Source organism: Bacillus sp. PS95 (assembly GCF_037963565.1).
Taxonomy (GTDB): domain Bacteria; phylum Bacillota; class Bacilli; order Bacillales; family Bacillaceae; genus Bacillus; species Bacillus subtilis.
In genome coordinates this window covers 2,279,589-2,302,756 of the sequence record NZ_CP150160.1, presented here as the reverse complement: position 1 = coordinate 2,302,756, position 23,168 = coordinate 2,279,589, and the positions used below count along the sequence as shown (strand labels likewise).

The window sequence follows — 23,168 nt, the reverse complement described above, 5'->3', positions numbered from 1 at the left end:
TGGTGATAAACGTGACTCGAGCAGAACGAAAAAGACAACACATCAATCATGCCTTGTCCACCGGCCAGAAGCGGGAAACAGGTCTTGATGATATTACGTTTGTTCACGTCAGTCTGCCCGATCTTGCATTAGAACAAGTAGATATTTCCACAAAAATCGGCGAACTTTCAAGCAGTTCGCCGATTTTTATCAATGCAATGACTGGCGGCGGCGGAAAACTTACATATGAGATTAATAAATCGCTTGCGCGAGCGGCTTCTCAGGCTGGAATTCCCCTTGCTGTGGGATCGCAAATGTCAGCATTAAAAGATCCATCAGAGCGTCTTTCCTATGAAATTGTTCGAAAGGAAAACCCAAACGGGCTGATTTTTGCCAACCTGGGAAGCGAGGCAACGGCTGCTCAGGCAAAGGAAGCCGTTGAGATGATTGGAGCAAACGCACTGCAGATCCACCTCAATGTGATTCAGGAAATTGTGATGCCTGAAGGGGACAGAAGCTTTAGCGGCGCATTGAAACGCATTGAACAAATTTGCAGCCGGGTCAGTGTACCGGTCATTGTGAAAGAAGTCGGCTTCGGTATGAGCAAAGCATCAGCAGGAAAGCTGTATGAAGCTGGTGCTGCAGCTGTTGACATTGGCGGTTACGGGGGAACAAATTTCTCGAAAATCGAAAATCTCCGAAGACAGCGGCAAATCTCCTTTTTTAATTCGTGGGGCATTTCGACAGCTGCAAGTTTGGCGGAAATCCGCTCTGAGTTTCCTGCAAGCACCATGATCGCCTCTGGCGGTCTGCAAGATGCGCTTGACGTGGCAAAGGCAATTGCGCTGGGGGCCTCTTGCACCGGAATGGCAGGGCATTTTTTAAAAGCGCTGACTGACAGCGGTGAGGAAGGACTGCTTGAGGAGATTCAGCTGATCCTTGAGGAATTAAAGTTGATTATGACCGTGCTGGGTGCCAGAACAATTGCCGATTTACAAAAGGCGCCCCTTGTGATCAAAGGTGAAACCCATCATTGGCTCACAGAGAGAGGGGTCAATACATCAAGCTATAGTGTGCGATAAATGATAAAAGCCCAAAACCATATGTGGTTTGGGCTTTTTGTATTATGATTTTCGCTTTTTGAATCTTCCGTTTTGTTCAAGGCTTGTCGCTCCGTCATAGTGAATGGACTGGTCGCGATCTGATTCGACTCTGCCTGAAGCTTTGAGTTTTTTCTCTTGTCTGTCTTTTCCCATGATCATACTCCTTAATGTGAGATCGATTGTTTAAAAAATGTGCTTGAACTCCATACTGGGAATATGGAGGAAGTAAAATGGAACAATTTTATTACTATTGGTCAATGTGGTTTCTGTGGGTTCTGACAACATTTATTTTTGAAAAGACGAAAAGACGAATTGCCGTCTCTGTCTTTATTTTAACTAATATTATTCTAAGCATACATGACATCGCTTTATATTTTTCCCTGAATGCTGCATATTTGATGTTTTTCGTTTGCGGATGTGTCTATGCCGGGTATTTGGGAATGTATCGTTTTCGTTACATCATGGTCTATCTGACGCTTGTTGCCGCGTATGCGTTTGTTTATCTTTTTGCATTATATGACCCGGTTTGGTTCATCATAAAACCTGAGTGGGCTGCTGTTATATTAATAGTGCTTTTAACAGCTTCTGTTGAAAGGAATTTTGAGAAGCAGCTTGTCTTATTTGTCCTAGGGATGTGCCAAGGCGAACTGGTGTATTCATTTGTGATCCAGAAGTTGGCCGGGGCTATGGCTGTCGGCGGCTTTCAATGGCTGAATGCGTGTTCTGCGGGGATGATATTGCTGTTTGGCATATCTAAATACGAACACCTCGCAAGCCAGATTGGTCAGAAAAGCAAAAGATCAAACAAAGGAGCTACCAAAATGTCATGAGTGATTACATCTATCCGATTATTGCTGGGGTCATTGCCGGAATTGCGACAAGGCTTTATATGCTGAAAACGGATTACCGCCAGTATCCGACCTATGTTCATGGGAAAGTGATTCACATCGCACTGGGGTTGATAGCGGCTGGTTTAGGTGCAATTATTATGCCGGCGCTTTTGCAGGAGGAATTTACGGCCATCACATTTTTAACATTGGCAGCGACGCAATTTAGAGATGTCCGAAACATGGAGCGGAACACATTGACGCAAATGGATTCGTATGAACTTGTCTCAAGGGGAAGCACATATATTGAGGGGATTGCCATTGCGTTTGAAAGCAGAAATTATATTGTGATCTTTACAGCGCTTTTGACAACCTCTGCGTATGTGTTTTTATCCATCTGGGCTGCAGTCATAGCGGCTGTCGTTTGTTTTTTACTGGCCATGAAGTTTATGTCGGGCAGTGTGTTGAAGGATATTGTAGATATCGAGTACATAAAGCCGCGCTTTGACGGTCCGGGACTGTTTGTTGATAATATTTATATGATGAATATCGGGCTTCCAGAGAAACAGGAACTGATTTTAAAGCATGGCATGGGCTTTATTTTGACGCCGAAAAACTTTAATTCAGCAGCGACGATAGCAAATTTAGGGCAGCGTCAGGCCATTTTATTTGATGTTTCCAATGTGCTCGGGGTTTATCGGGATTCAGGAGAGCCATCTTTGACACCAATTGCAAAACGGGATTTAAATGATGGGAGAGTGGCAGTATTTGTTCTCCCGCAAATTCACCATCCCGAAACGGCTGTTCAAATTATTAGCAATGTTCCAACCCTGGAAAATGCGATTAGAATGCCGACTGAATTTATCAAGAATCAGGATAAGGTGATAGGATGAGTGAATCTCTTACGAAAGTGATTTTGTCTGTAATCACGACAAATCCAAACCGGGTTGCAGGGGGAGCACCTGTCTTTTTTTGCAATGACCAAAAGGAGATGGAGCTTTTCGCTAAAAATCTTGAGGCGATCCTTGATGGAATAGCTCACAGAATCGGAGATGACGTGTATTTGATCGTGAAACATTTTTAAGAATAGTTGTGATCCCAGTAAAAACTGATATAATAAATGAGTTAAGCCCTTCCTCTGAAGGGTTTCTTTTCATAAAAGTGAATGAAATGATTTTAATAACCGGTTGAAAATTTATGTAAAAATGAAAGCGGCTGGATTGAAAGGAAGGGTACTATGGGTAAACCTGTCGTAGCCATTGTCGGGAGACCAAATGTAGGAAAATCCACAATCTTTAACCGGATTGCGGGAGAAAGAATTTCAATAGTAGAAGATACCCCTGGCGTGACAAGGGATCGGATATACAGCTCGGCTGGATGGCTGAATTATGATTTTAATTTGATTGATACGGGCGGTATTGATATCGGTGATGAGCCGTTCTTAGCGCAGATTCGCCAGCAGGCTGAAATCGCCATGGATGAAGCGGACGTGATTATTTTTATGGTGAACGGCCGTGAAGGCGTGACAGCTGCTGATGAAGAAGTGGCGAAAATTTTGTACCGCACAAAAAAGCCTGTTGTTTTAGCGGTTAATAAACTGGATAACACAGAAATGAGAGCGAATATTTATGATTTTTATTCGCTAGGCTTTGGCGAGCCGTATCCAATTTCGGGAACACACGGACTCGGACTGGGTGATTTACTGGATGCCGTTGCAGAGCATTTTAAAAACATTCCAGAAACGAAATACAATGAGGAAGTTGTTCAATTCTGTCTGATCGGACGTCCGAATGTCGGAAAGTCTTCACTTGTGAACGCAATGCTCGGCGAAGAACGCGTTATTGTCAGCAACGTGGCTGGAACGACAAGAGATGCTGTTGATACGTCATTTACTTACAACCAGCAGGAGTTTGTCATTGTCGATACTGCAGGTATGCGAAAAAAAGGGAAAGTCTATGAAACGACTGAGAAGTATAGTGTGCTGCGGGCGCTGAAAGCGATTGACCGCTCAGAAGTCGTGGCGGTTGTGCTGGATGGCGAAGAAGGCATTATTGAACAGGACAAGCGTATCGCCGGTTATGCACACGAAGCGGGCAAGGCCGTCGTAATCGTCGTAAACAAATGGGATGCTGTTGACAAAGATGAGAGCACAATGAAAGAATTTGAAGAAAATATTCGCGATCATTTTCAATTTCTGGATTATGCGCCAATCCTATTTATGTCTGCCTTAACGAAAAAACGGATCCATACGCTGATGCCTGCGATTATTAAAGCAAGTGAAAATCATTCACTTCGAGTTCAGACGAACGTCTTAAATGATGTCATCATGGATGCTGTGGCAATGAATCCGACACCGACTCATAACGGTTCTCGTTTGAAGATTTACTATGCGACTCAAGTGTCGGTAAAGCCGCCAAGCTTCGTTGTGTTTGTAAACGATCCGGAATTGATGCATTTTTCATACGAACGGTTTTTAGAAAACCGAATCAGAGACGCGTTCGGTTTTGAGGGGACACCAATCAAAATATTTGCAAGAGCTAGAAAATAAAAAGGTGTGAAGCAAATATGAAAAAAGTCACAATGCTCGGAGCGGGGAGCTGGGGAACAGCACTGGCTTTAGTGTTAGCTGATAATCATCACGATGTAACCATGTGGGGGCACCGTGCAGATCTGATCCATCAAATCAATGATCAGCATGAAAATAAAGATTATTTGCCGAACGTCAAGCTTCCAGAATCTATAGAGGCAACAACGGATATGAAAGAAGCTGTTTCAGACGCGGATTTCATTATCGTTGCTGTTCCAACAAAAGCAATTCGGGAAGTGCTGAGACAGGCTGTCCCTTTTATAACGAAAAAGGCAGTCTTTGTTCATGTCAGCAAGGGTATCGAGCCAGATTCACTTCTGCGCATTTCTGAAATTATGGAAATTGAGATCCCGAGTGATGTCAGAAAAGATATCGTTGTTCTTTCTGGCCCGAGTCATGCGGAAGAAGTAGGGCTGCGGCACCCCACAACTGTTACTGCATCTTCAAAGAGCATGAGGGCAGCAGAAGAGGTGCAGGATCTATTTATTAATCACAATTTTCGGGTGTACACAAATCCTGATATTATCGGAGTTGAAATCGGAGGGGCTTTAAAGAATATTATTGCCCTTGCTGCAGGGATTACAGATGGTTTAGGGTACGGCGACAATGCCAAAGCTGCTTTGATTACACGCGGACTTGCCGAAATCGCGAGACTCGGAACGAAAATGGGCGGAAATCCTTTGACGTTCTCTGGATTGACAGGAGTAGGCGATCTGATTGTGACGTGCACAAGTGTTCATTCCAGAAACTGGCGAGCGGGCAATTTGCTCGGAAAAGGGTACAAGCTTGAAGATGTTCTTGAAGAGATGGGAATGGTAGTCGAAGGCGTCCGCACGACGAAAGCGGCTTACCAGCTTTCGAAGAAATATGATGTTAAAATGCCGATTACAGAAGCTCTCCATCAGGTCCTGTTCAACGGACAAAAAGTGGAAACCGCTGTTGAATCTTTAATGGCGAGAGGGAAAACTCACGAGATGGAGGATTTGGTAAATACGTTTGAAAATCAAGTGAAGTAAAAGTATCAATCGTATGGTGGAACGCATATCTTAATTGAACGAAAGCCCGAAAAACAGAAGAACACCCAAGTCTTGGGATCTCCTGAAACATTTTGCCGATTTAGGCAATAGAGGATGCATCTGTATGCCAAGTCGCATACTATAGCATCGAAGTCCAAGAGAGTGTTTCTTAAACGTGCAGGTGAATATAGTCAAGTTGACTGAAGCGAAGGTCCCCCTCTTTGCTTCAGTTTTTTTTGTTCTATCAAAGGATGGAAAATCTGGTTGATCTTTTCCGGCGCTGTATATTAAAATATAATATAACGCTTACATCATACATATCGGGGAGGCGCACGTCATTGAATCTGGCATTGATGAAAATGTGGTTTGCTCTAGGGTCCATGGGTCTGATGTTTTTGGCTGTAGCTTCCATCTATTTAAGCCGCTTTAAGTGCCAAAACCGTTTTTTGAAGATTGCGATTTCATCATTCGCATACATGTGTATGCTCATATCTGGAATTATTGTGTTTGTCGTGGTTTTTAGCGGCCCTGTCAATGAATAAAGCTGTAAAAGGAAGTGCTGTATGGGTAAACTGAAGTGCGCAATCATTTTTGCGGCAGTCGTGTTTTTATCCGGATGTTTATATCCAAATGAACGGAAAAGCAGTGTGCATGCCATTCCTTATCAAGACCAGCTAAAGCAGGTTCAATCTGCTGTTGATGAATTTCAAAAGGCAAATGGAGGGCTGCTTCCCATTCAAACCAAAGATATGTCGACACCGCTATATCAAAAATATCCGATAGACTTTAACCGGTTAGCGCCAAGATACATAGCTGAACCTCCAAGTACGGCATTTGAAAGCGGGGGAGACTATCAATACGTGCTTGTTGACGTAGAGAACGATCCGACTGTTAAATTAATTGATCTAAAGATGGCAGAAAAAATTCGCGATGTGAAATTGCGCATCCAAATGTACCGTCAGGAGCATCAATATCCGCCTTACAAGGATGTGCTATCTCGTGATTTATTTACACTCGATGAGAAGAAGCTTGGGGATGGAAGCTCTCTTACAGTGACAAGCCCAATCTCAGGGAATTCCTTGCCGCTTATGATTGACGGAGACGGAGAAATATATGCCGATTACCGGACTGAACTGGCTGCTTGCCTCAAAAAGAGCAAGAAAACGTTTAAACCCGGGACTGAAATCCAGGATATGATTTGGCAGGAAACCCCCTTTGTCCCCGCGTTTTCTGTAAAATATACGGTAAATGACAAACAGGAACCTGTTTTTTTAGAAAATGATATGAAAAAGGAATGAACCTTTCTCCCTTGCATACAAATAGGGAGAAAGGTTTTTTTATATTAATAGATTGAGGATGAGAAATTTTCTAAAGATGTCATATTCAAATAGGACAACGTCATACACATATAGTGTCCTGTGTTTGATTGAAAGAGCTTAATAAAATTGAAAAGGATAGGAAGTCCGGGAGGGGATCACTTGGAAAAGGTCGATATTTTCAAGGATATCGCTGAACGAACAGGAGGCGATATATACTTAGGAGTCGTAGGTGCTGTCCGTACAGGAAAATCCACGTTCATTAAAAAATTTATGGAGCTTGTGGTGCTCCCGAATATCAGTAACGAAGCAGACCGGGCCCGAGCGCAGGATGAACTGCCGCAGAGCGCAGCCGGCAAAACCATTATGACTACAGAGCCTAAATTTGTTCCGAATCAGGCGATGTCTGTTCATGTGTCAGACGGACTCGATGTGAATATAAGATTAGTAGATTGTGTAGGTTACACAGTGCCCGGCGCTAAAGGATATGAAGATGAAAACGGGCCGCGGATGATCAATACGCCTTGGTACGAAGAACCGATCCCATTTCATGAGGCTGCTGAAATCGGCACACGAAAAGTCATTCAAGAACACTCGACCATCGGAGTTGTCATTACGACAGACGGCACCATTGGAGATATCGCCAGAAGTGACTATATAGAGGCTGAAGAAAGAGTCATTGAAGAGCTGAAAGAGGTTGGCAAACCTTTTATTATGGTCATCAACTCAGTCAGGCCGTATCACCCGGAAACGGAAGCCATGCGCCAGGATTTAAGCGAAAAATATGATATCCCGGTATTGGCAATGAGTGTAGAGAGCATGCGGGAATCAGATGTGCTGAGTGTGCTCAGAGAGGCCCTCTACGAGTTTCCGGTGCTAGAAGTGAATGTCAATCTCCCAAGCTGGGTAATGGTGCTGAAAGAAAACCATTGGCTGCGTGAAAGCTATCAGGAGTCCGTGAAGGAAACGGTTAAGGATATTAAACGGCTCCGGGACGTAGACAGGGTTGTCGGCCAATTCAGCGAGTTTGAATTCATTGAAAGTGCCGGATTAGCCGGAATTGAGCTGGGCCAAGGGGTGGCAGAAATTGATTTGTACGCGCCTGATCATCTATATGATCAAATCCTAAAAGAAGTTGTGGGCGTCGAAATCAGAGGAAGAGACCATCTGCTTGAGCTCATGCAAGACTTCGCCCATGCGAAAACAGAATATGATCAAGTGTCTGATGCCTTAAAAATGGTCAAACAGACGGGATACGGCATTGCAGCGCCTGCTTTAGCTGATATGAGTCTCGATGAGCCGGAAATTATAAGGCAGGGCTCGCGATTCGGTGTGAGGCTGAAAGCTGTCGCTCCGTCGATCCATATGATCAAAGTCGATGTCGAAAGCGAATTCGCCCCGATTATCGGAACGGAAAAACAAAGTGAAGAGCTTGTACGCTATTTAATGCAGGACTTTGAGGATGATCCGCTCTCCATCTGGAATTCCGATATCTTCGGAAGGTCGCTGAGCTCAATTGTGAGAGAAGGGATTCAGGCAAAGCTGTCATTGATGCCTGAAAACGCACGGTATAAATTAAAAGAAACATTAGAAAGAATCATAAACGAAGGCTCTGGCGGCTTAATCGCCATCATCCTGTAATACCGGTAGACCTCTTTATAGAATGGGAGGTCTTTTTTCTTTGCTCTTAATAATGGAAAAGGATCAAGGAATAGGATGAAAAAAGGAAAAAAAGGAATATTCGTTCGGTAAATCACCTTAAATCCTTGACGAGCAAGGGATTGACGCTTTAAAATGCTTGATATGGCTTTTTATATGTGTTACTCTACATACAGAAATTCTTCACTTTGTTGGACAAACATTCCTCAGAGTGCAGTTTTTCTTAAAAAGCCGTTTAATTGTCTTTCTCTTACTTGCTCTCATTTTTTTCTGAGACAGGTTTAGAATCAGACTGAACTGTGAAGAAATGATAATAAACGAACTGAATGTATCCTTTTGGGAGGAGGTGAAAGGCATGAACAAAACAGAACTTATCAATGCGGTTGCAGAAGCAAGCGAATTGTCTAAAAAAGACGCTACAAAAGCAGTTGACTCTGTTTTTGATACGATCTTAGATGCACTTAAAAACGGTGATAAAATCCAACTGATCGGTTTTGGTAACTTCGAGGTGCGTGAACGTTCTGCACGTAAAGGACGCAACCCTCAAACAGGTGAAGAAATCGAAATTCCAGCAAGCAAAGTACCTGCTTTCAAACCAGGTAAAGCGCTTAAAGACGCAGTTGCCGGAAAATAATTGTGAATATAGATCGTGTATGCATCTAGCTTACATACACTTTATTTCTTCACAGAAAAGCCCCTTTCTAAGGGGCTTTTCATATTTCAAGAGCATGGGCTTCCTGACAGGGCATTCACTTTGCTTTTAGCGGGGCATATGTGCTAGAATCGAAATTAAATGTATTCATTGGTGGAGGACATAGAACATGAAAGAAGTTAATAAAGAGCAAATCGAACAAGCTGTTCGTCAAATTTTAGAAGCGATCGGAGAAGACCCGAATAGAGAAGGGCTTCTTGATACTCCGAAAAGAGTCGCAAAGATGTATGCCGAAGTATTCTCCGGCTTGAATGAAGATCCAAAAGAACATTTCCAGACTATCTTCGGTGAAAACCATGAGGAGCTTGTTCTTGTAAAAGATATCGCGTTTCATTCTATGTGTGAGCATCACCTTGTTCCCTTTTATGGAAAAGCACATGTTGCATATATCCCGCGAGGCGGAAAGGTCACAGGACTCAGCAAACTGGCACGTGCCGTTGAAGCCGTTGCAAAGCGCCCGCAGCTTCAGGAACGCATCACTTCTACAATTGCAGAAAGCATCGTAGAAACGCTTGATCCGCATGGCGTAATGGTAGTGGTTGAAGCGGAACACATGTGCATGACGATGCGCGGTGTAAGAAAACCGGGTGCGAAAACTGTGACTTCAGCAGTCAGAGGCGTTTTTAAAGATGATGCCGCTGCCCGTGCAGAAGTATTGGAACATATTAAACGCCAGGACTAATAAAGATAGAGGGTGCTATAAATGAACCAAAAGCATTCAAGTGATTTTGTCGTCATTAAAGCCGTTGAGGACGGAGTGAATGTGATCGGCCTGACAAGAGGAACAGACACAAAGTTTCACCATTCCGAAAAACTCGACAAGGGAGAAGTGATCATCGCTCAGTTTACAGAGCATACTTCTGCCATTAAAGTCAGAGGAGAGGCACTGATTCAAACCGCGTACGGAGAAATGAAAAGCGAAAAAAAATAAGCTGGCTGTCCCCGCTGTTAAAAGCAAATGCTCGCAAACAGCGGGAGGATACAGCCAATTTCTTTTTTTTATGCTATAATGATACCTGCGTAAGCGAATGAAAAGATAAAACTCATACATAGATTAAGAAATAAATGTGAATTTGGGGACAAGGGTGATATTTTTGCAAGACATCTACGGAACTTTAGCCAATCTGAACACGAAATTAAAACAAAAGCTGTCTCATCCTTATTTAGCGAAGCATATTTCCGCGCCGAAAATTGATGAGGATAAGCTTCTTCTTTTTCATGCTTTATTTGAAGAAGCTGACATAAAAAACAAAGACAGAGAAAATTATATTGTAACAGCGATGCTTGTACAAAGCGCCCTTGATACCCATGATGAAGTGACGACAGCTAGAGTCATAAAACGAGACGAAAACAAAAACCGCCAATTGACTGTTCTCGCGGGCGATTATTTCAGCGGGCTGTACTACTCTTTACTATCTGAAATGAAGGATATCTACATGATTCGGACGCTTGCTACAGCAATTAAAGAAATCAACGAACATAAAATTCGTCTGTATGACCGTTCTTTCAAGGACGAAAACGATTTTTTCGAAAGTGTCGGCATCGTTGAATCAGCTTTATTCCATCGTGTGGCGGAACACTTCAACCTTCCGCGCTGGAAAAAGCTGTCGAGTGATTTTTTTGTATTTAAGCGGCTTATGAACGGAAATGATGCATTTCTGGATGTGATCGGCAGTTTTATACAGCTGGGAAAAACAAAAGAAGAGATATTAGAAGATTGTTTTAAAAAAGCGAAAAACAGCATTGAGTCACTTCTGCCTCTAAATTCACCTATTCAGAACATTTTAATAAACCGTCTGAAGACAATCAGCCAAGATCAAACCTATCATCAGAAAGTGGAAGAAGGGTAAACCATTATGCAGGACTCAAAAGAACAGCGCGTACACGGAGTATTTGAAAAAATATATAAAAACTATGACCAAATGAACTCTGTCATCAGTTTTCAGCAGCATAAAAAATGGCGCGACAAAACGATGCGCATCATGAATGTAAAAGAAGGCGCAAAAGCACTTGATGTCTGCTGCGGAACGGCTGACTGGACGATCGCTCTTGCAAAAGCGGCCGGCAAAAGCGGCGAGATCAAGGGCTTGGATTTCAGTGAAAATATGCTGAGTGTCGGCGAGCAGAAAGTAAAAGACGGCGGATTCAGCCAAATTGAACTGCTGCACGGAAATGCGATGGAGCTTCCTTTTGATGATGATACATTTGATTATGTCACCATTGGCTTCGGACTCCGCAATGTCCCTGATTACTTGACTGTACTAAAAGAGATGAGACGTGTAGTGAAGCCAGGCGGGCAGGTGGTATGTCTGGAAACGTCCCAGCCGGAAATGTTCGGATTCAGACAGGCTTACTTTATGTACTTTAAGTATATTATGCCGTTTTTCGGGAAACTGTTTGCGAAGAGCTATAAAGAATATTCTTGGCTTCAAGAATCAGCCAGAGATTTCCCTGGAATGAAGGAACTGGCAGGCCTGTTTGAAGAGGCGGGCCTGAAAAATGTTAAATATCATTCGTTTACTGGCGGAGTCGCTGCCACGCATATCGGATGGAAATGAAAACACAGATGTTTGGGTGAATGATATGAAATTTAAAATGGCCTACTCTTTTTTAAATGACGATATTGATGTAATCGAAAGAGAACTTGAACAAACCGTACGTTCCGATTACCCGCTTTTAAGCGAGGCAGGTCTTCACCTGCTGCAGGCCGGAGGGAAACGTATTCGTCCTGTTTTCGTGCTGCTTTCCGGCATGTTTGGCGATTACGATATTAATAAGATTAAATATGTCGCCGTCACTCTGGAAATGATTCACATGGCATCTTTGGTTCATGATGATGTCATTGATGATGCGGAGCTTCGCCGAGGAAAACCGACAATCAAAGCAAAGTGGGACAATCGTATTGCGATGTACACAGGCGATTATATGCTTGCGGGATCTCTTGAAATGATGACGAGAATTAACGAACCGAAAGCCCATAGGATTTTGTCACAGACGATCGTTGAAGTTTGTCTAGGGGAAATTGAGCAGATCAAAGACAAATACAACATGGAACAAAATCTCAGAACGTATCTCCGCCGTATCAAAAGAAAAACGGCTCTCTTGATCGCGGTCAGCTGCCAGCTCGGTGCTATTGCGTCTGGAGCTGATGAGAAGATTCATAAGGCATTGTACTGGTTTGGGTATTACGTCGGCATGTCTTATCAGATTATTGATGATATTCTTGATTTTACTTCAACTGAAGAAGAGCTGGGTAAACCCGTTGGAGGAGATTTGCTTCAAGGAAACGTCACATTGCCAGTGCTGTATGCCCTGAAAAATCCTGCATTAAAAAACCAGCTTAAATTGATTAACAGTGAGACAACGCAGGAGCAGCTTGAACCAATCATTGAAGAAATCAAAAAAACAGATGCAATTGAAGCATCTATGGCAGTAAGCGAAATGTATCTGCAGAAAGCTTTTCAGAAATTAAACACGCTTCCTCGAGGGCGCGCACGCTCGTCTCTTGCAGCCATCGCAAAATATATCGGTAAAAGAAAATTTTAATTTTGTAGATATTAAGAAATTTCTCCGCCCCGGATTGATTAATTATCAGAAAGATGTTACGATTTCGGTGTGCAGTGTGAAAGCCTATACATACATAATGATGGGGTGGAGAATATGATGGAAAAGACTTTTATCATGGTGAAACCAGACGGTGTCCAACGTCAGCTCATTGGGGACATTTTATCTAGATTCGAACGTAAGGGCTTACAATTAGCTGGCGCCAAGTTAATGAGAGTGACTGAACAAATGGCTGAGAAACACTACGCCGAACATCAAGGTAAGCCTTTCTTCGGAGAGCTCGTTGAGTTTATTACTTCAGGACCTGTATTCGCAATGGTGTGGGAAGGCGAAAATGTCATTGAAGTGACGAGACAGCTGATCGGGAAAACAAACCCTAAAGAAGCTTTACCTGGTACGATTCGTGGGGATTATGGCATGTTTGTCGGAAAAAACATCATCCACGGCTCTGATTCTCTCGAAAGTGCAGAACGCGAGATTAACATTTTCTTTAAGAATGAAGAATTAGTATCATATCAGCAGCTTATGGCAGGCTGGATCTATTAATCATTGTGAAAATAAGCAACAGAGCCGGCAACATATAACGCCGCCGGTTTTTGTTCTGTTTTGTAAAGGTTTACATTAAAGTGAATAAAGGGTTGAATGGCAGTGTGCATCAGACCTCTGCCTTTCCCAACGATCTAAAATCAGCTGAAAAGCTGATTTTTTTATTGAAACAATACAATTTCCTGATAAAACAAGCTATACTAGGACAAAAAGACAGCGAGACTGGGAGAGTAGAGATGGATACATACAGCGTATTTACAACGAAATGGAAACAATTAACCGGAGTCGATTTAACACTATATAAAGAAGCACAAATGAAGAGAAGGCTAACGTCACTCTATGAGAAAAAGGGGTTCCAAAGCTTTAAGGACTTTGCTGCGGCATTGGAAAAGGATCAAGCTCTCTTAAATGAAACATTGGACAGAATGACGATCAATGTTTCAGAATTTTATCGTAATTATAAAAGATGGGAAGTTCTTGAGACTGCAATTCTGCCGTTAATCAAGACCTCTAGGCCTTTAAAAATTTGGAGTGCCGCCTGCTCAACGGGGGAGGAGCCATACACGCTTGCCATGCTTTTGGACCAGCAAAAAGGGCTTCCGGGCTATCAGATTTTAGCGACGGATATTGATGAAAAAGCATTGGAAAAAGCGAAAAAAGGCGTTTATCAGGAGCGGTCTTTACAGGAAGTGCCGCTATCTGTGAAAGATCGTTATTTTACGCAAAACGCAAATAGAAGTTATGAAGTGAAAACGGAAATCAAAAAGAATATTACATTCAAAAAGCACAATTTGCTGGCGGATCGTTATGAACAAGACTTTGACTTAATCGTGTGCCGCAATGTATTTATTTATTTTACAGAAAGCGCGAAGGAAGAGCTGTATTTAAAAATGGCACATAGCTTGAAGAAGAATGGAGTTCTTTTTGTCGGCAGCACCGAGCAAATCTTCAATCCCGAGAAATTTGGCCTAGTCCCAGCCGATACATTCTTTTATCAAAAAAGATAGACTGACTTTTTGCTGAAAAATATGTTATAGTAGTCTTACTTAAAAGCGTTAATGCGATGAAGGGAGAAGAAGTCATGAGATATTTAACAGCCGGAGAATCACACGGCCCCCAACTGACAACCATTATTGAGGGTGTACCTGCCGGGCTTTACATAACGGAGGAAGATATCAATTTTGAGCTTGCCAGACGCCAAAAAGGCCACGGCCGCGGCCGCCGCATGCAGATCGAAAAAGACCAGGCCAAAATTATGAGCGGGGTGCGCCATGCACGTACACTCGGTTCACCAATTGCTCTCGTAGTTGAAAATAACGATTGGAAGCATTGGACAAAAATCATGGGCGCCGCTCCAATTACAGAAGATGAAGAAAAGGAAATGAAGCGCCAGATTTCCAGACCTAGACCTGGGCACGCTGACTTAAACGGTGCAATTAAATATAATCATCGTGATATGAGAAATGTGCTTGAGCGTTCTTCAGCAAGGGAAACAACTGTCAGAGTGGCGGCAGGGGCTGTAGCTAAAAAGATTCTTTCTGAGCTTGGCATTAAGGTGGCGGGCCACGTGTTGCAAATTGGCGCTGTTAAAGCTGAAAAAACAGAATATACGTCAATTGAAGACCTGCAGCGCGTAACGGAAGAGTCTCCTGTCAGATGCTACGATGAAGAGGCAGGCAAAAAAATGATGGCTGCCATTGATGAAGCAAAGGCAAACGGAGATTCCATCGGCGGAATAGTAGAAGTCATTGTCGAGGGAATGCCGGTAGGCGTGGGCAGCTATGTCCATTATGACCGCAAACTGGATAGCAAGCTTGCTGCCGCTGTACTGTCAATTAATGCATTTAAAGGTGTGGAATTCGGGATCGGATTTGAGGCGGCAGGCCGAAATGGAAGCGAAGTCCATGACGAGATCATTTGGGACGAGGAAAAAGGATACACCCGTGCTACTAACAGACTTGGCGGACTGGAAGGCGGCATGACGACAGGGATGCCAATCGTTGTCCGAGGAGTCATGAAGCCGATTCCGACTTTGTATAAACCGCTGAAAAGTGTCGATATTGAAACGAAAGAACCGTTTTCCGCCAGCATTGAACGTTCAGACAGCTGTGCTGTTCCTGCGGCAAGTGTAGTCGCTGAAGCGGCTGTCGCTTGGGAAATTGCGAACGCAGTCGTTGAACAATTCGGATTAGATCAAATTGACCGCATTAGAGAAAATGTGGAGAATATGAGAAAACTGTCGAGGGAATTTTAATGAAGACACTGCATGTTCAAACTGCTTCCTCGTCATATCCTGTTTTTATCGGACAAGGTATCAGAAAAAAGGCTTGCGAACTATTAACCTCTTTAAACAGGCCTTTAACAAGGATTATGCTTGTCACGGATGAAGAAGTGGACCGCCTGTACGGTGATGAAATGCTCCATTTGCTGCAAGATAAATGGCCTGTGAAAAAAGTGACGGTACCGAGTGGAGAGCAGGCAAAATCCATGGACATGTACACAAAATTGCAGAGTGAAGCGATTCGTTTTCATTTGGATCGCTCCTCATGCATCATCGCATTCGGTGGCGGTGTTGTAGGGGACCTTGCCGGTTTTGTGGCTGCCACTTTTATGCGCGGCATTGATTTCATCCAAATGCCTACGACGCTCTTGGCGCATGACAGCGCAGTCGGAGGAAAAGTAGCCGTGAACCATCCGCTTGGAAAAAATCTAATCGGTGCGTTTTATCAGCCGAAAGCCGTGCTCTATGATACAGATTTCCTGCGTTCTCTGCCTGAAAAAGAGCTTAGGTCCGGAATGGCAGAAGTGATTAAACACGCTTTTATCTATGACAGAGCGTTTCTGGAGGAGCTGCTGAATATCCACTCACTGCGTGATATCACTAATGATCAGCTGAATGACATGATTTTTAAAGGCATTTCAATTAAAGCGTCTGTCGTTCAGCAGGATGAAAAAGAAGAGGGGATAAGAGCTTACTTAAACTTTGGGCATACGCTCGGTCATGCCGTTGAGGCGGAATATGGATACGGGCAGATCACTCACGGTGATGCCGTAGCCCTCGGAATGCAGTTTGCTTTATATATAAGCGAAAAGACTGTAGGCTGTGAAATGGACAGAAAACGTTTGGTCAGCTGGCTAAAAAGCCTGGGTTATCCAAGTCAAATCAGAAAAGAGACGGAAACTTCGGTTCTCTTGGACCGTATGATGAATGATAAGAAAACCCGTGGCGGGAAGATTCAGTTTATTGTGCTCAACGAATTAGGGAAAGTTGCTGATCATACATTTTCCAGAAATGAACTTGAGAGCTGGCTGAACATATGGCGATTGGAGGAGACATCATGATGATTCGCGGAATTCGCGGAGCAACTACAGTTGAACGGGATACTGAAGAAGAAATTTTACAAAAAACTAAACAGCTGTTAGAGAAAATCATAGAAGAAAATCATACAAAACCGGAAGATGTTGTTCAAATGCTTCTTTCGGCTACACCTGACTTGCACGCTGTTTTCCCGGCAAAAGCTGTTCGCGAGCTTTCAGGATGGCAGTATGTACCGGTAACATGTATGCAGGAAATGGACGTAACGGGCGGTCTGAAAAAGTGCATAAGAGTCATGATGACGGTCCAGACAGATGTCCCTCAGGATCAGATCAGACATGTATATTTAGAAAAAGCCGTCGTATTGAGGCCCGATTTATCATTGACAAAAAATACTGAATTGTAATACGATAAGAACAGCTTAGAAATACACAAGAGTGTGTATAAAGCAATTAGAATGAGTTGAGTTAGAGAATAGGGTAGCAGAGAATGAGTTTAGTTGAGCTGAGACATTATGTTTATTCTACCCAAAAGAAGTCTTTCTTTTGGGTTTATTTGTTATATAGTATTTTATCCTCTCATGCCATCTTCTCATTCTCCTTGCCATAAGGAGTGAGAGCAATGAATTTCCAATCAAACATTTCCGCATTTTTAGAGGACAGCTTGTCCCACCACACGATACCGATTGTGGAGACCTTCACAGTCGATACACTGACACCCATTCAAATGATAGAGAAGCTTGACAGGGAGATTACGTATCTTCTTGAAAGCAAGGACGATACATCCACTTGGTCCAGATATTCATTTATCGGCCTGAATCCATTTCTCACAATTAAAGAAGAGCAGGGCCGTTTTTCGGCCGCTGATCAGGACAGCAAATCTCTTTACACAGCAAATGAACTAAAAGAAGTGCTGAACTGGATGAATACCACATACAAAATCAAAACACCTCAGCTTGGCATTCCTTTTGTCGGCGGAGCTGTCGGGTACTTAAGCTATGATATGATCCCGCTGATTGAGCCTTCTGTTCCTTCGCATACAAAAGAAACAGACATGGAAAAGTGCATGCTGTTTGTTTGCCGGACATTAATTGCGTATGATCATGAAACCAAAAACGTCCACTTTATCCAATATGCAAGGCTCACTGGAGAGGAAACAGAAAACGAAAAAATGGATGTATTCCATCAAAATCATCTGGAGCTCCAAAATCTCATCGAAAAAATGATGGACCAAAAAAACATAAAAGAGCTGTTTCTCTCTGCTGATTCATACAAGACACCCAGCTTTGAGACGGTATCTTCTAATTATGAAAAATCGGCTTTTATGGCTGATGTAGAAAAAATCAAAAGCTATATAAAAGCAGGCGATATCTTCCAGGGTGTTTTATCACAAAAATTTGAGGTGCCGATAAAAGCAGATGCTTTTGAGTTATACCGAGTGCTTAGGATCGTCAATCCTTCGCCGTATATGTATTATATGAAACTGCTAGACAGAGAAATAGTCGGCAGCTCTCCGGAACGGTTAATACACGTTCAAGACGGGCACTTAGAAATCCATCCGATTGCCGGTACGAGAAAACGCGGCGCAGACAAAGCTGAAGATGAGAGACTGAAGGTTGAGCTGATGAAGGATGAAAAAGAAAAGGCGGAGCATTACATGCTCGTTGATCTTGCCCGAAACGATATCGGCAGAGTAGCAGAGTATGGTTCTGTTTCTGTGCCGGAGTTCACAAAAATTGTCTCCTTTTCACATGTCATGCACATTATCTCGGTGGTTACAGGCCGATTGAAAAAAGGGGTTCATCCTGTCGATGCACTGATGTCTGCTTTCCCGGCGGGGACTTTAACAGGCGCACCCAAAATCCGTGCCATGCAGCTTTTGCAAGAGCTCGAGCCAACACCGAGAGAGACATACGGAGGGTGTATTGCCTACATTGGGTTTGACGGGAATATCGACTCTTGTATTACGATTCGCACGATGAGTGTAAAGAACGGCGTTGCATCGATACAGGCAGGTGCTGGCATTGTTGCTGATTCTGTTCCGGAAGCCGAATACGAAGAAAGCTGTAATAAAGCCGGTGCGCTGCTGAAAACGATTCATATTGCAGAAGACATGTTTCATAGCAAGGAGGATAAAGCTGATGAACAGATTTCTACAATTGTGCGTTGACGGAAAAACCCTTACTGCCGGTGAGGCTGAAACGCTGATGAATATGATGATGGCAGCGGAAATGACTCCTTCTGAAATGGGCGGTATATTGTCTATTCTTGCTCATCGGGGGGAGACGCCAGAAGAGCTTGCGGGTTTTGTGAAGGCAATGCGGGCACACGCTCTTACAGTCGATGGACTTCCTGATATTGTTGATACATGCGGAACAGGGGGAGACGGTATTTCCACTTTTAATATCTCAACGGCCTCGGCAATTGTTGCCTCGGCAGCTGGCGCGAAAATCGCTAAGCATGGCAATCGCTCTGTCTCTTCTAAAAGCGGAAGCGCTGATGTTTTAGAGGAGCTAGAGGTTTCTATTCAAACCACTCCCGAAAAGGTCAAAAGCAGCATTGAAACAAACAACATGGGATTTCTTTTTGCGCCGCTTTACTATTCGTCTATGAAACATGTAGCAGGTACTAGAAAAGAGCTAGGTTTCAGAACGGTATTTAATCTGCTTGGGCCGCTCAGCAATCCTTTACGGGCGAAGCGTCAGGTGATTGGGGTCTATTCTGTTGAAAAAGCTGGACTGATGGCAAGCGCACTGGAGACGTTTCAGCCGAAGCACGTTATGTTTGTATCAAGCCGTGACGGTTTAGATGAGCTTTCAATTACAGCACCGACCGACGTGATTGAATTAAAGGACGGAGAGCGCCGGGAATATACCGTTTCACCCGAAGATTTCGGTTTCACAAATGGCAGACTTGAAGATTTACAGGTGCAGTCTCCGAAAGAGAGCGCTTATCTCATTCAGAATATTTTTGAAAATAAAAGCAGCAGTTCCGCTTTATCTATTACGGCTTTTAATGCGGGTGCTGCGATTTACACGGCGGGAATTACCGCCTCACTGAAGGAAGGAACGGAGCTGGCGTTAGAGACGATTACAAGCGGAGGCGCTGCCGCGCAGCTTGAACGACTGAAGCAGAAAGAGGAAGAGATCTATGCTTGAAAAAATCATCAAACAAAAGAAAGAAGAAGTGAAAACACTGGTTTTGCCGGTAGAGCAGCCTTTCGAGAAACGTTCATTTAAGGAGGCGCTGGCAAGCCCGAATCGGTTTATCGGGTTGATTGCCGAAGTGAAGAAAGCATCGCCGTCAAAAGGGCTTATTAAAGAGGATTTTGTGCCTGTGCAGATTGCAAAAGACTATGAGGCTGCGAAGGCAGATGCGATTTCCGTTTTAACAGACACTCCGTTTTTTCAAGGGGAAAACAGCTATTTATCAGACGTAAAGCGTGCTGTTTCGATTCCTGTACTTAGAAAAGATTTTATTATTGATTCTCTTCAAGTAGAGGAATCAAGAAGAATCGGAGCGGATGCCATATTGTTAATCGGCGAGGTGCTTGATCCCTTACACCTTCATGAATTATATCTTGAAGCAGGTGAAAAGGGGATGGACGTGTTAGTGGAGGTTCATGATGCATCAACGCTAGAACAAATATTGAAAGTGTTCACACCCGACATTCTCGGTGTAAATAATCGAAACCTAAAAACGTTTGAAACATCTGTAAAGCAGACAGAACAAATCGCATCTCTCGTTCCGAAAGAATCCTTGCTTGTCAGCGAAAGCGGAATCGGTTCTTTAGAACATTTAACATTTGTCAATGAACACGGGGCGCGAGCTGTACTTATCGGTGAATCATTGATGAGACAAACTTCTCAGCGTAAAGCAATCCATGCTTTGTTTAGGGAGTGAGGTTGTGAAGAAACCGGCATTAAAATATTGTGGTATTCGGTCACTAAAGGATTTGCAGCTTGCGGCGGAATCACAGGCTGATTACCTAGGATTTATTTTTGCTGAAAGCAAACGAAAAGTATCTCCGCAAGATGTGAAAAAATGGCTGAACCAAGCTCGTGTCGAAAAACAGGTTGCAGGTGTTTTTGTTAATGAATCAATAGAGACGATGTCACGTATTGCCAAGAGCTTGAAGCTCGACGTCATTCAGCTTCACGGTGATGAAAAACCGGCGGATGCTGATGCTCTTCGCAAGCTGACAGGCTGTGAAATATGGAAGGCGCTTCACCATCAAGGTAACACAACTCAAGAAATAGCCCGCTTTAAAGATAATGTTGACGGCTTTGTGATTGATTCATCTGTAAAAGGGTCTAGAGGCGGAACTGGTGTTGCATTTTCTTGGGAATGTGTGCCGGAATATCAGCAGGCGGCTATTGGTAAACGCTGCTTTATCGCTGGCGGCGTGAATCCGGATAGCATCACCAGCCTATTGAAATGGCAGCCAGAAGGAATTGACCTTGCCAGCGGAATTGAAAAAAACGGACAAAAAGATCAGAATCTGATGAGTCTTTTAGAAGAAAGGATGAACCGATATGTATCCATATCCGAATGAAATAGGCAGATACGGTGATTTTGGCGGAAAGTTTGTTCCGGAAACACTCATGCAGCCGTTAGATGAAATAGAAACAGCATTTAAACAAATCAAGGATGATCCCGCTTTTCGTGAAGAGTATTATAAGCTGTTAAAGGACTATTCCGGACGGCCGACTGCATTAACATACGCTGATCGAGTCACTGAATACTTAGGCGGCGCGAAAATCTATTTGAAACGAGAAGATTTAAACCATACAGGTTCTCATAAAATCAATAATGCGCTAGGTCAAGCGCTGCTTGCTAAAAAAATGGGCAAAACGAAAATCATTGCTGAAACCGGTGCCGGCCAGCATGGTGTTGCCGCTGCAACAGTTGCAGCCAAATTCGGCTTTTCCTGTACTGTGTTTATGGGTGAAGAGGATGTTGCCCGCCAGTCTCTGAACGTTTTCCGCATGAAGCTTCTTGGAGCGGAGGTAGTGCCTGTAACAAGCGGAAACGGAACATTGAAGGATGCCACAAATGAGGCGATCCGGTACTGGGTTCAGCATTGTGAGGATCACTTTTATATGATTGGATCAGTTGTCGGCCCGCATCCTTATCCGCAAGTGGTCCGTGAATTTCAAAAAATGATCGGAGAGGAAGCGAAGGATCAGTTGAAACGTATTGAAGGCACTCTGCCTGATAAAGTAGTGGCATGTGTAGGCGGAGGAAGCAATGCGATGGGTATGTTTCAGGCATTTTTAAATGAAGATGTTGAACTGATCGGCGCTGAAGCAGCAGGAAAAGGAATTGATACGCCTCTTCATGCCGCCACTATTTCGAAAGGAACCGTAGGGGTTATTCACGGTTCATTGACTTATCTCATTCAGGATGAGTTCGGGCAAATTATTGAGCCCTACTCTATTTCAGCCGGTCTCGACTATCCTGGAATCGGTCCGGAGCATGCATACTTGCATAAGAGCGGCCGTGTCACTTATGACAGTATCACTGATGAAGAAGCGGTGGATGCATTAAAGCTTTTGTCAGAAAAAGAGGGGATTTTGCCGGCAATCGAATCTGCCCATGCGTTAGCGAAAGCATTCAAACTCGCCAAAGGAATGGATCGCGGTCAACTCATTCTCGTCTGTTTATCAGGCCGGGGAGACAAGGATGTCAACACATTAATGAAGGTATTGGAAGAAGAGGTGAAAGCCCATGTTTAAATTGGATCTTCAACCATCAGAAAAATTGTTTATCCCGTTTATTACGGCGGGCGATCCAGTTCCTGAGGTTTCGATTGAACTGGCGAAGTCACTCCAAAAAGCAGGCGCCACAGCATTGGAGCTTGGTGTTGCATACTCTGACCCGCTTGCAGACGGTCCGGTGATCCAGCGGGCTTCAAAGCGGGCACTTGATCAAGGAATGAATATCGTAAAGGCAATCGAATTAGGCGGAGAAATGAAAAAAAACGGAGTGAATATTCCGATTATCCTCTTTACGTATTATAATCCTGTGTTACAATTGAACAAAGAATACTTTTTCGCTTTACTGCGGGAAAATCATATTGACGGTCTGCTTGTTCCGGATCTGCCACTAGAAGAAAGCAACAGCCTTCAAGAGGAATGTAAAAGCCATGAGGTGACGTATATTTCTTTGGTTGCGCCGACAAGCGAAAGCCGTTTGAAAACCATTATTGAACAAGCCGAGGGCTTCGTCTACTGTGTGTCTTCTCTGGGTGTGACCGGTGTCCGCAATGAGTTCAATTCATCCGTGTACCCGTTCATTCGGACAGTGAAGAATCTCAGCACTGTTCCGGTCGCTGTAGGGTTCGGTATATCAAACCGTGAACAGGTCATAAAGATGAATGAAATTAGTGACGGTGTCGTAGTGGGAAGTGCGCTCGTCAGAAAAATAGAAGAATTAAAGGACCGGCTCATCAGCGCTGAAACGAGAAATCAGGCGTTGCAGGAGTTTGAGGATTATGCAATGGCGTTTAGCGGCTTGTACAGTTTAAAATGAGGTGACTGAT

General features: G+C 43.6%; 27 protein-coding genes. 26 read left to right on the top strand and 1 reads right to left on the bottom strand.

The features are described 5' to 3' along the window. Positions 1-11 precede the first annotated feature (11 nt). Complete coding sequence (gene fni / locus NSQ12_RS11735) at positions 12-1,061, top strand: type 2 isopentenyl-diphosphate Delta-isomerase (protein ID WP_032722383.1); 1,050 nt, start codon at positions 12-14, stop codon at positions 1,059-1,061. Positions 1,062-1,103: 42 nt separating this feature from the next. Here the strand turns inward: fni and NSQ12_RS11730 are convergent, their stop codons facing one another. Beyond that, on the bottom strand, positions 1,104-1,235 hold the full coding sequence (locus tag NSQ12_RS11730) for a YpzI family protein (protein ID WP_003225499.1): 132 nt from the start codon (positions 1,233-1,235) through the stop codon (positions 1,104-1,106). A 77-nt stretch (positions 1,236-1,312) separates the two neighbouring features. On the opposite strand from NSQ12_RS11730, the gene NSQ12_RS11725 reads away from it, so the two are divergent. The 25 genes from NSQ12_RS11725 to trpA all read left to right on the top strand — a co-directional run bounded on the left by NSQ12_RS11725 (position 1,313) and on the right by trpA (position 23,158). Beyond that, positions 1,313-1,912 (top strand): hypothetical protein, encoded by a 600-nt coding sequence (locus NSQ12_RS11725; protein ID WP_003230560.1) that lies wholly within the window; start codon positions 1,313-1,315, stop codon positions 1,910-1,912. Then, on the top strand, positions 1,909-2,802 hold the full coding sequence (locus NSQ12_RS11720) for a YIEGIA family protein (protein ID WP_003230562.1): 894 nt from the start codon (positions 1,909-1,911) through the stop codon (positions 2,800-2,802). The genes NSQ12_RS11725 and NSQ12_RS11720 overlap by 4 nt, the downstream gene beginning before the upstream one ends. Then, positions 2,799-2,993, top strand: a complete 195-nt coding sequence (locus NSQ12_RS11715) for a hypothetical protein (protein ID WP_014480135.1) — start codon at positions 2,799-2,801, stop codon at positions 2,991-2,993. Before NSQ12_RS11720 ends, NSQ12_RS11715 begins: the two co-directional genes overlap by 4 nt. Before the next feature lie 153 nt (positions 2,994-3,146). Beyond that, positions 3,147-4,457 (top strand): ribosome-associated GTPase EngA, encoded by a 1,311-nt coding sequence (gene engA / locus NSQ12_RS11710; protein WP_339174781.1) that lies wholly within the window; start codon positions 3,147-3,149, stop codon positions 4,455-4,457. Positions 4,458-4,474: 17 nt separating this feature from the next. Then, positions 4,475-5,512, top strand: a complete 1,038-nt coding sequence (locus tag NSQ12_RS11705; RefSeq protein ID WP_038427783.1) for an NAD(P)H-dependent glycerol-3-phosphate dehydrogenase — start codon at positions 4,475-4,477, stop codon at positions 5,510-5,512. A gap of 338 nt (positions 5,513-5,850) precedes the next feature. Further along, positions 5,851-6,054: a DUF2768 domain-containing protein gene (locus NSQ12_RS11700; protein WP_004399143.1), complete on the top strand. Its 204-nt coding sequence runs from the start codon at positions 5,851-5,853 to the stop codon at positions 6,052-6,054. A 21-nt stretch (positions 6,055-6,075) separates the two neighbouring features. Next, positions 6,076-6,810, top strand: a complete 735-nt coding sequence (locus NSQ12_RS11695) for a hypothetical protein (RefSeq protein ID WP_262119395.1) — start codon at positions 6,076-6,078, stop codon at positions 6,808-6,810. Between the two features lie 180 nt (positions 6,811-6,990). After that, the gene (spoIVA, locus tag NSQ12_RS11690) at positions 6,991-8,469 is read left to right on the top strand and encodes a stage IV sporulation protein A (protein ID WP_003230572.1); all 1,479 of its coding nucleotides are present in this window, start codon (positions 6,991-6,993) and stop codon (positions 8,467-8,469) included. Between the two features lie 373 nt (positions 8,470-8,842). Next, positions 8,843-9,121 carry a non-specific DNA-binding protein Hbs gene (gene hbs / locus NSQ12_RS11685; RefSeq protein WP_003153447.1) on the top strand — a complete coding sequence of 93 codons (279 nt, stop codon included), beginning with the start codon at positions 8,843-8,845 and terminating at the stop codon, positions 9,119-9,121. A 187-nt stretch (positions 9,122-9,308) separates the two neighbouring features. Next, on the top strand, positions 9,309-9,881 hold the full coding sequence (folE, locus tag NSQ12_RS11680; protein ID WP_003225516.1) for a GTP cyclohydrolase I FolE: 573 nt from the start codon (positions 9,309-9,311) through the stop codon (positions 9,879-9,881). A 21-nt stretch (positions 9,882-9,902) separates the two neighbouring features. Further along, positions 9,903-10,130, top strand: a complete 228-nt coding sequence (mtrB, locus tag NSQ12_RS11675) for a trp RNA-binding attenuation protein MtrB (RefSeq protein WP_003230576.1) — start codon at positions 9,903-9,905, stop codon at positions 10,128-10,130. Positions 10,131-10,293: 163 nt separating this feature from the next. After that, on the top strand, positions 10,294-11,049 hold the full coding sequence (gene hepS, locus NSQ12_RS11670) for a heptaprenyl diphosphate synthase component 1 (RefSeq protein WP_076458061.1): 756 nt from the start codon (positions 10,294-10,296) through the stop codon (positions 11,047-11,049). Positions 11,050-11,055: 6 nt separating this feature from the next. After that, positions 11,056-11,757, top strand: coding sequence for a demethylmenaquinone methyltransferase (gene menG, locus NSQ12_RS11665; RefSeq protein WP_003230580.1), 702 nt, complete (start codon positions 11,056-11,058; stop codon positions 11,755-11,757). A gap of 25 nt (positions 11,758-11,782) precedes the next feature. Next, a complete protein-coding gene (gene hepT, locus NSQ12_RS11660) occupies positions 11,783-12,745 on the top strand; it encodes a heptaprenyl diphosphate synthase component II (RefSeq protein ID WP_003246013.1) in 963 nt (320 codons plus the stop codon). 114 nt (positions 12,746-12,859) lie between these two features. Beyond that, entirely contained in the window at positions 12,860-13,309 is a 450-nt protein-coding gene (gene ndk / locus NSQ12_RS11655) for a nucleoside-diphosphate kinase (RefSeq protein WP_010886554.1), read from the top strand. A gap of 236 nt (positions 13,310-13,545) precedes the next feature. After that, positions 13,546-14,316: a protein-glutamate O-methyltransferase CheR gene (gene cheR, locus NSQ12_RS11650; RefSeq protein WP_003230589.1), complete on the top strand. Its 771-nt coding sequence runs from the start codon at positions 13,546-13,548 to the stop codon at positions 14,314-14,316. Between the two features lie 74 nt (positions 14,317-14,390). Next, the gene (gene aroC, locus NSQ12_RS11645; protein WP_004398727.1) at positions 14,391-15,563 is read left to right on the top strand and encodes a chorismate synthase; all 1,173 of its coding nucleotides are present in this window, start codon (positions 14,391-14,393) and stop codon (positions 15,561-15,563) included. Then, positions 15,563-16,651 carry a 3-dehydroquinate synthase gene (aroB, locus tag NSQ12_RS11640; protein WP_339174779.1) on the top strand — a complete coding sequence of 363 codons (1,089 nt, stop codon included), beginning with the start codon at positions 15,563-15,565 and terminating at the stop codon, positions 16,649-16,651. The genes aroC and aroB overlap by 1 nt, the downstream gene beginning before the upstream one ends. Then, positions 16,648-17,031 carry a chorismate mutase gene (gene aroH, locus NSQ12_RS11635; protein ID WP_004398675.1) on the top strand — a complete coding sequence of 128 codons (384 nt, stop codon included), beginning with the start codon at positions 16,648-16,650 and terminating at the stop codon, positions 17,029-17,031. The genes aroB and aroH overlap by 4 nt, the downstream gene beginning before the upstream one ends. Positions 17,032-17,246: 215 nt before the next feature. Then, positions 17,247-18,794, top strand: a complete 1,548-nt coding sequence (trpE, locus tag NSQ12_RS11630; RefSeq protein ID WP_088467253.1) for an anthranilate synthase component I — start codon at positions 17,247-17,249, stop codon at positions 18,792-18,794. Then, positions 18,766-19,782, top strand: coding sequence for an anthranilate phosphoribosyltransferase (trpD, locus tag NSQ12_RS11625; protein WP_088467252.1), 1,017 nt, complete (start codon positions 18,766-18,768; stop codon positions 19,780-19,782). Before trpE ends, trpD begins: the two co-directional genes overlap by 29 nt. Next, on the top strand, positions 19,775-20,527 hold the full coding sequence (trpC, locus tag NSQ12_RS11620) for an indole-3-glycerol phosphate synthase TrpC (RefSeq protein WP_003230601.1): 753 nt from the start codon (positions 19,775-19,777) through the stop codon (positions 20,525-20,527). Before trpD ends, trpC begins: the two co-directional genes overlap by 8 nt. A 4-nt stretch (positions 20,528-20,531) precedes the next feature. Next, positions 20,532-21,179, top strand: coding sequence for a phosphoribosylanthranilate isomerase (locus NSQ12_RS11615; RefSeq protein ID WP_088467251.1), 648 nt, complete (start codon positions 20,532-20,534; stop codon positions 21,177-21,179). Beyond that, positions 21,160-22,362, top strand: coding sequence for a tryptophan synthase subunit beta (trpB, locus tag NSQ12_RS11610; RefSeq protein ID WP_015383968.1), 1,203 nt, complete (start codon positions 21,160-21,162; stop codon positions 22,360-22,362). Before NSQ12_RS11615 ends, trpB begins: the two co-directional genes overlap by 20 nt. Then, complete coding sequence (gene trpA / locus NSQ12_RS11605; RefSeq protein WP_003230608.1) at positions 22,355-23,158, top strand: tryptophan synthase subunit alpha; 804 nt, start codon at positions 22,355-22,357, stop codon at positions 23,156-23,158. Before trpB ends, trpA begins: the two co-directional genes overlap by 8 nt. The last annotated feature ends 10 nt before the right edge of the window (positions 23,159-23,168 follow it).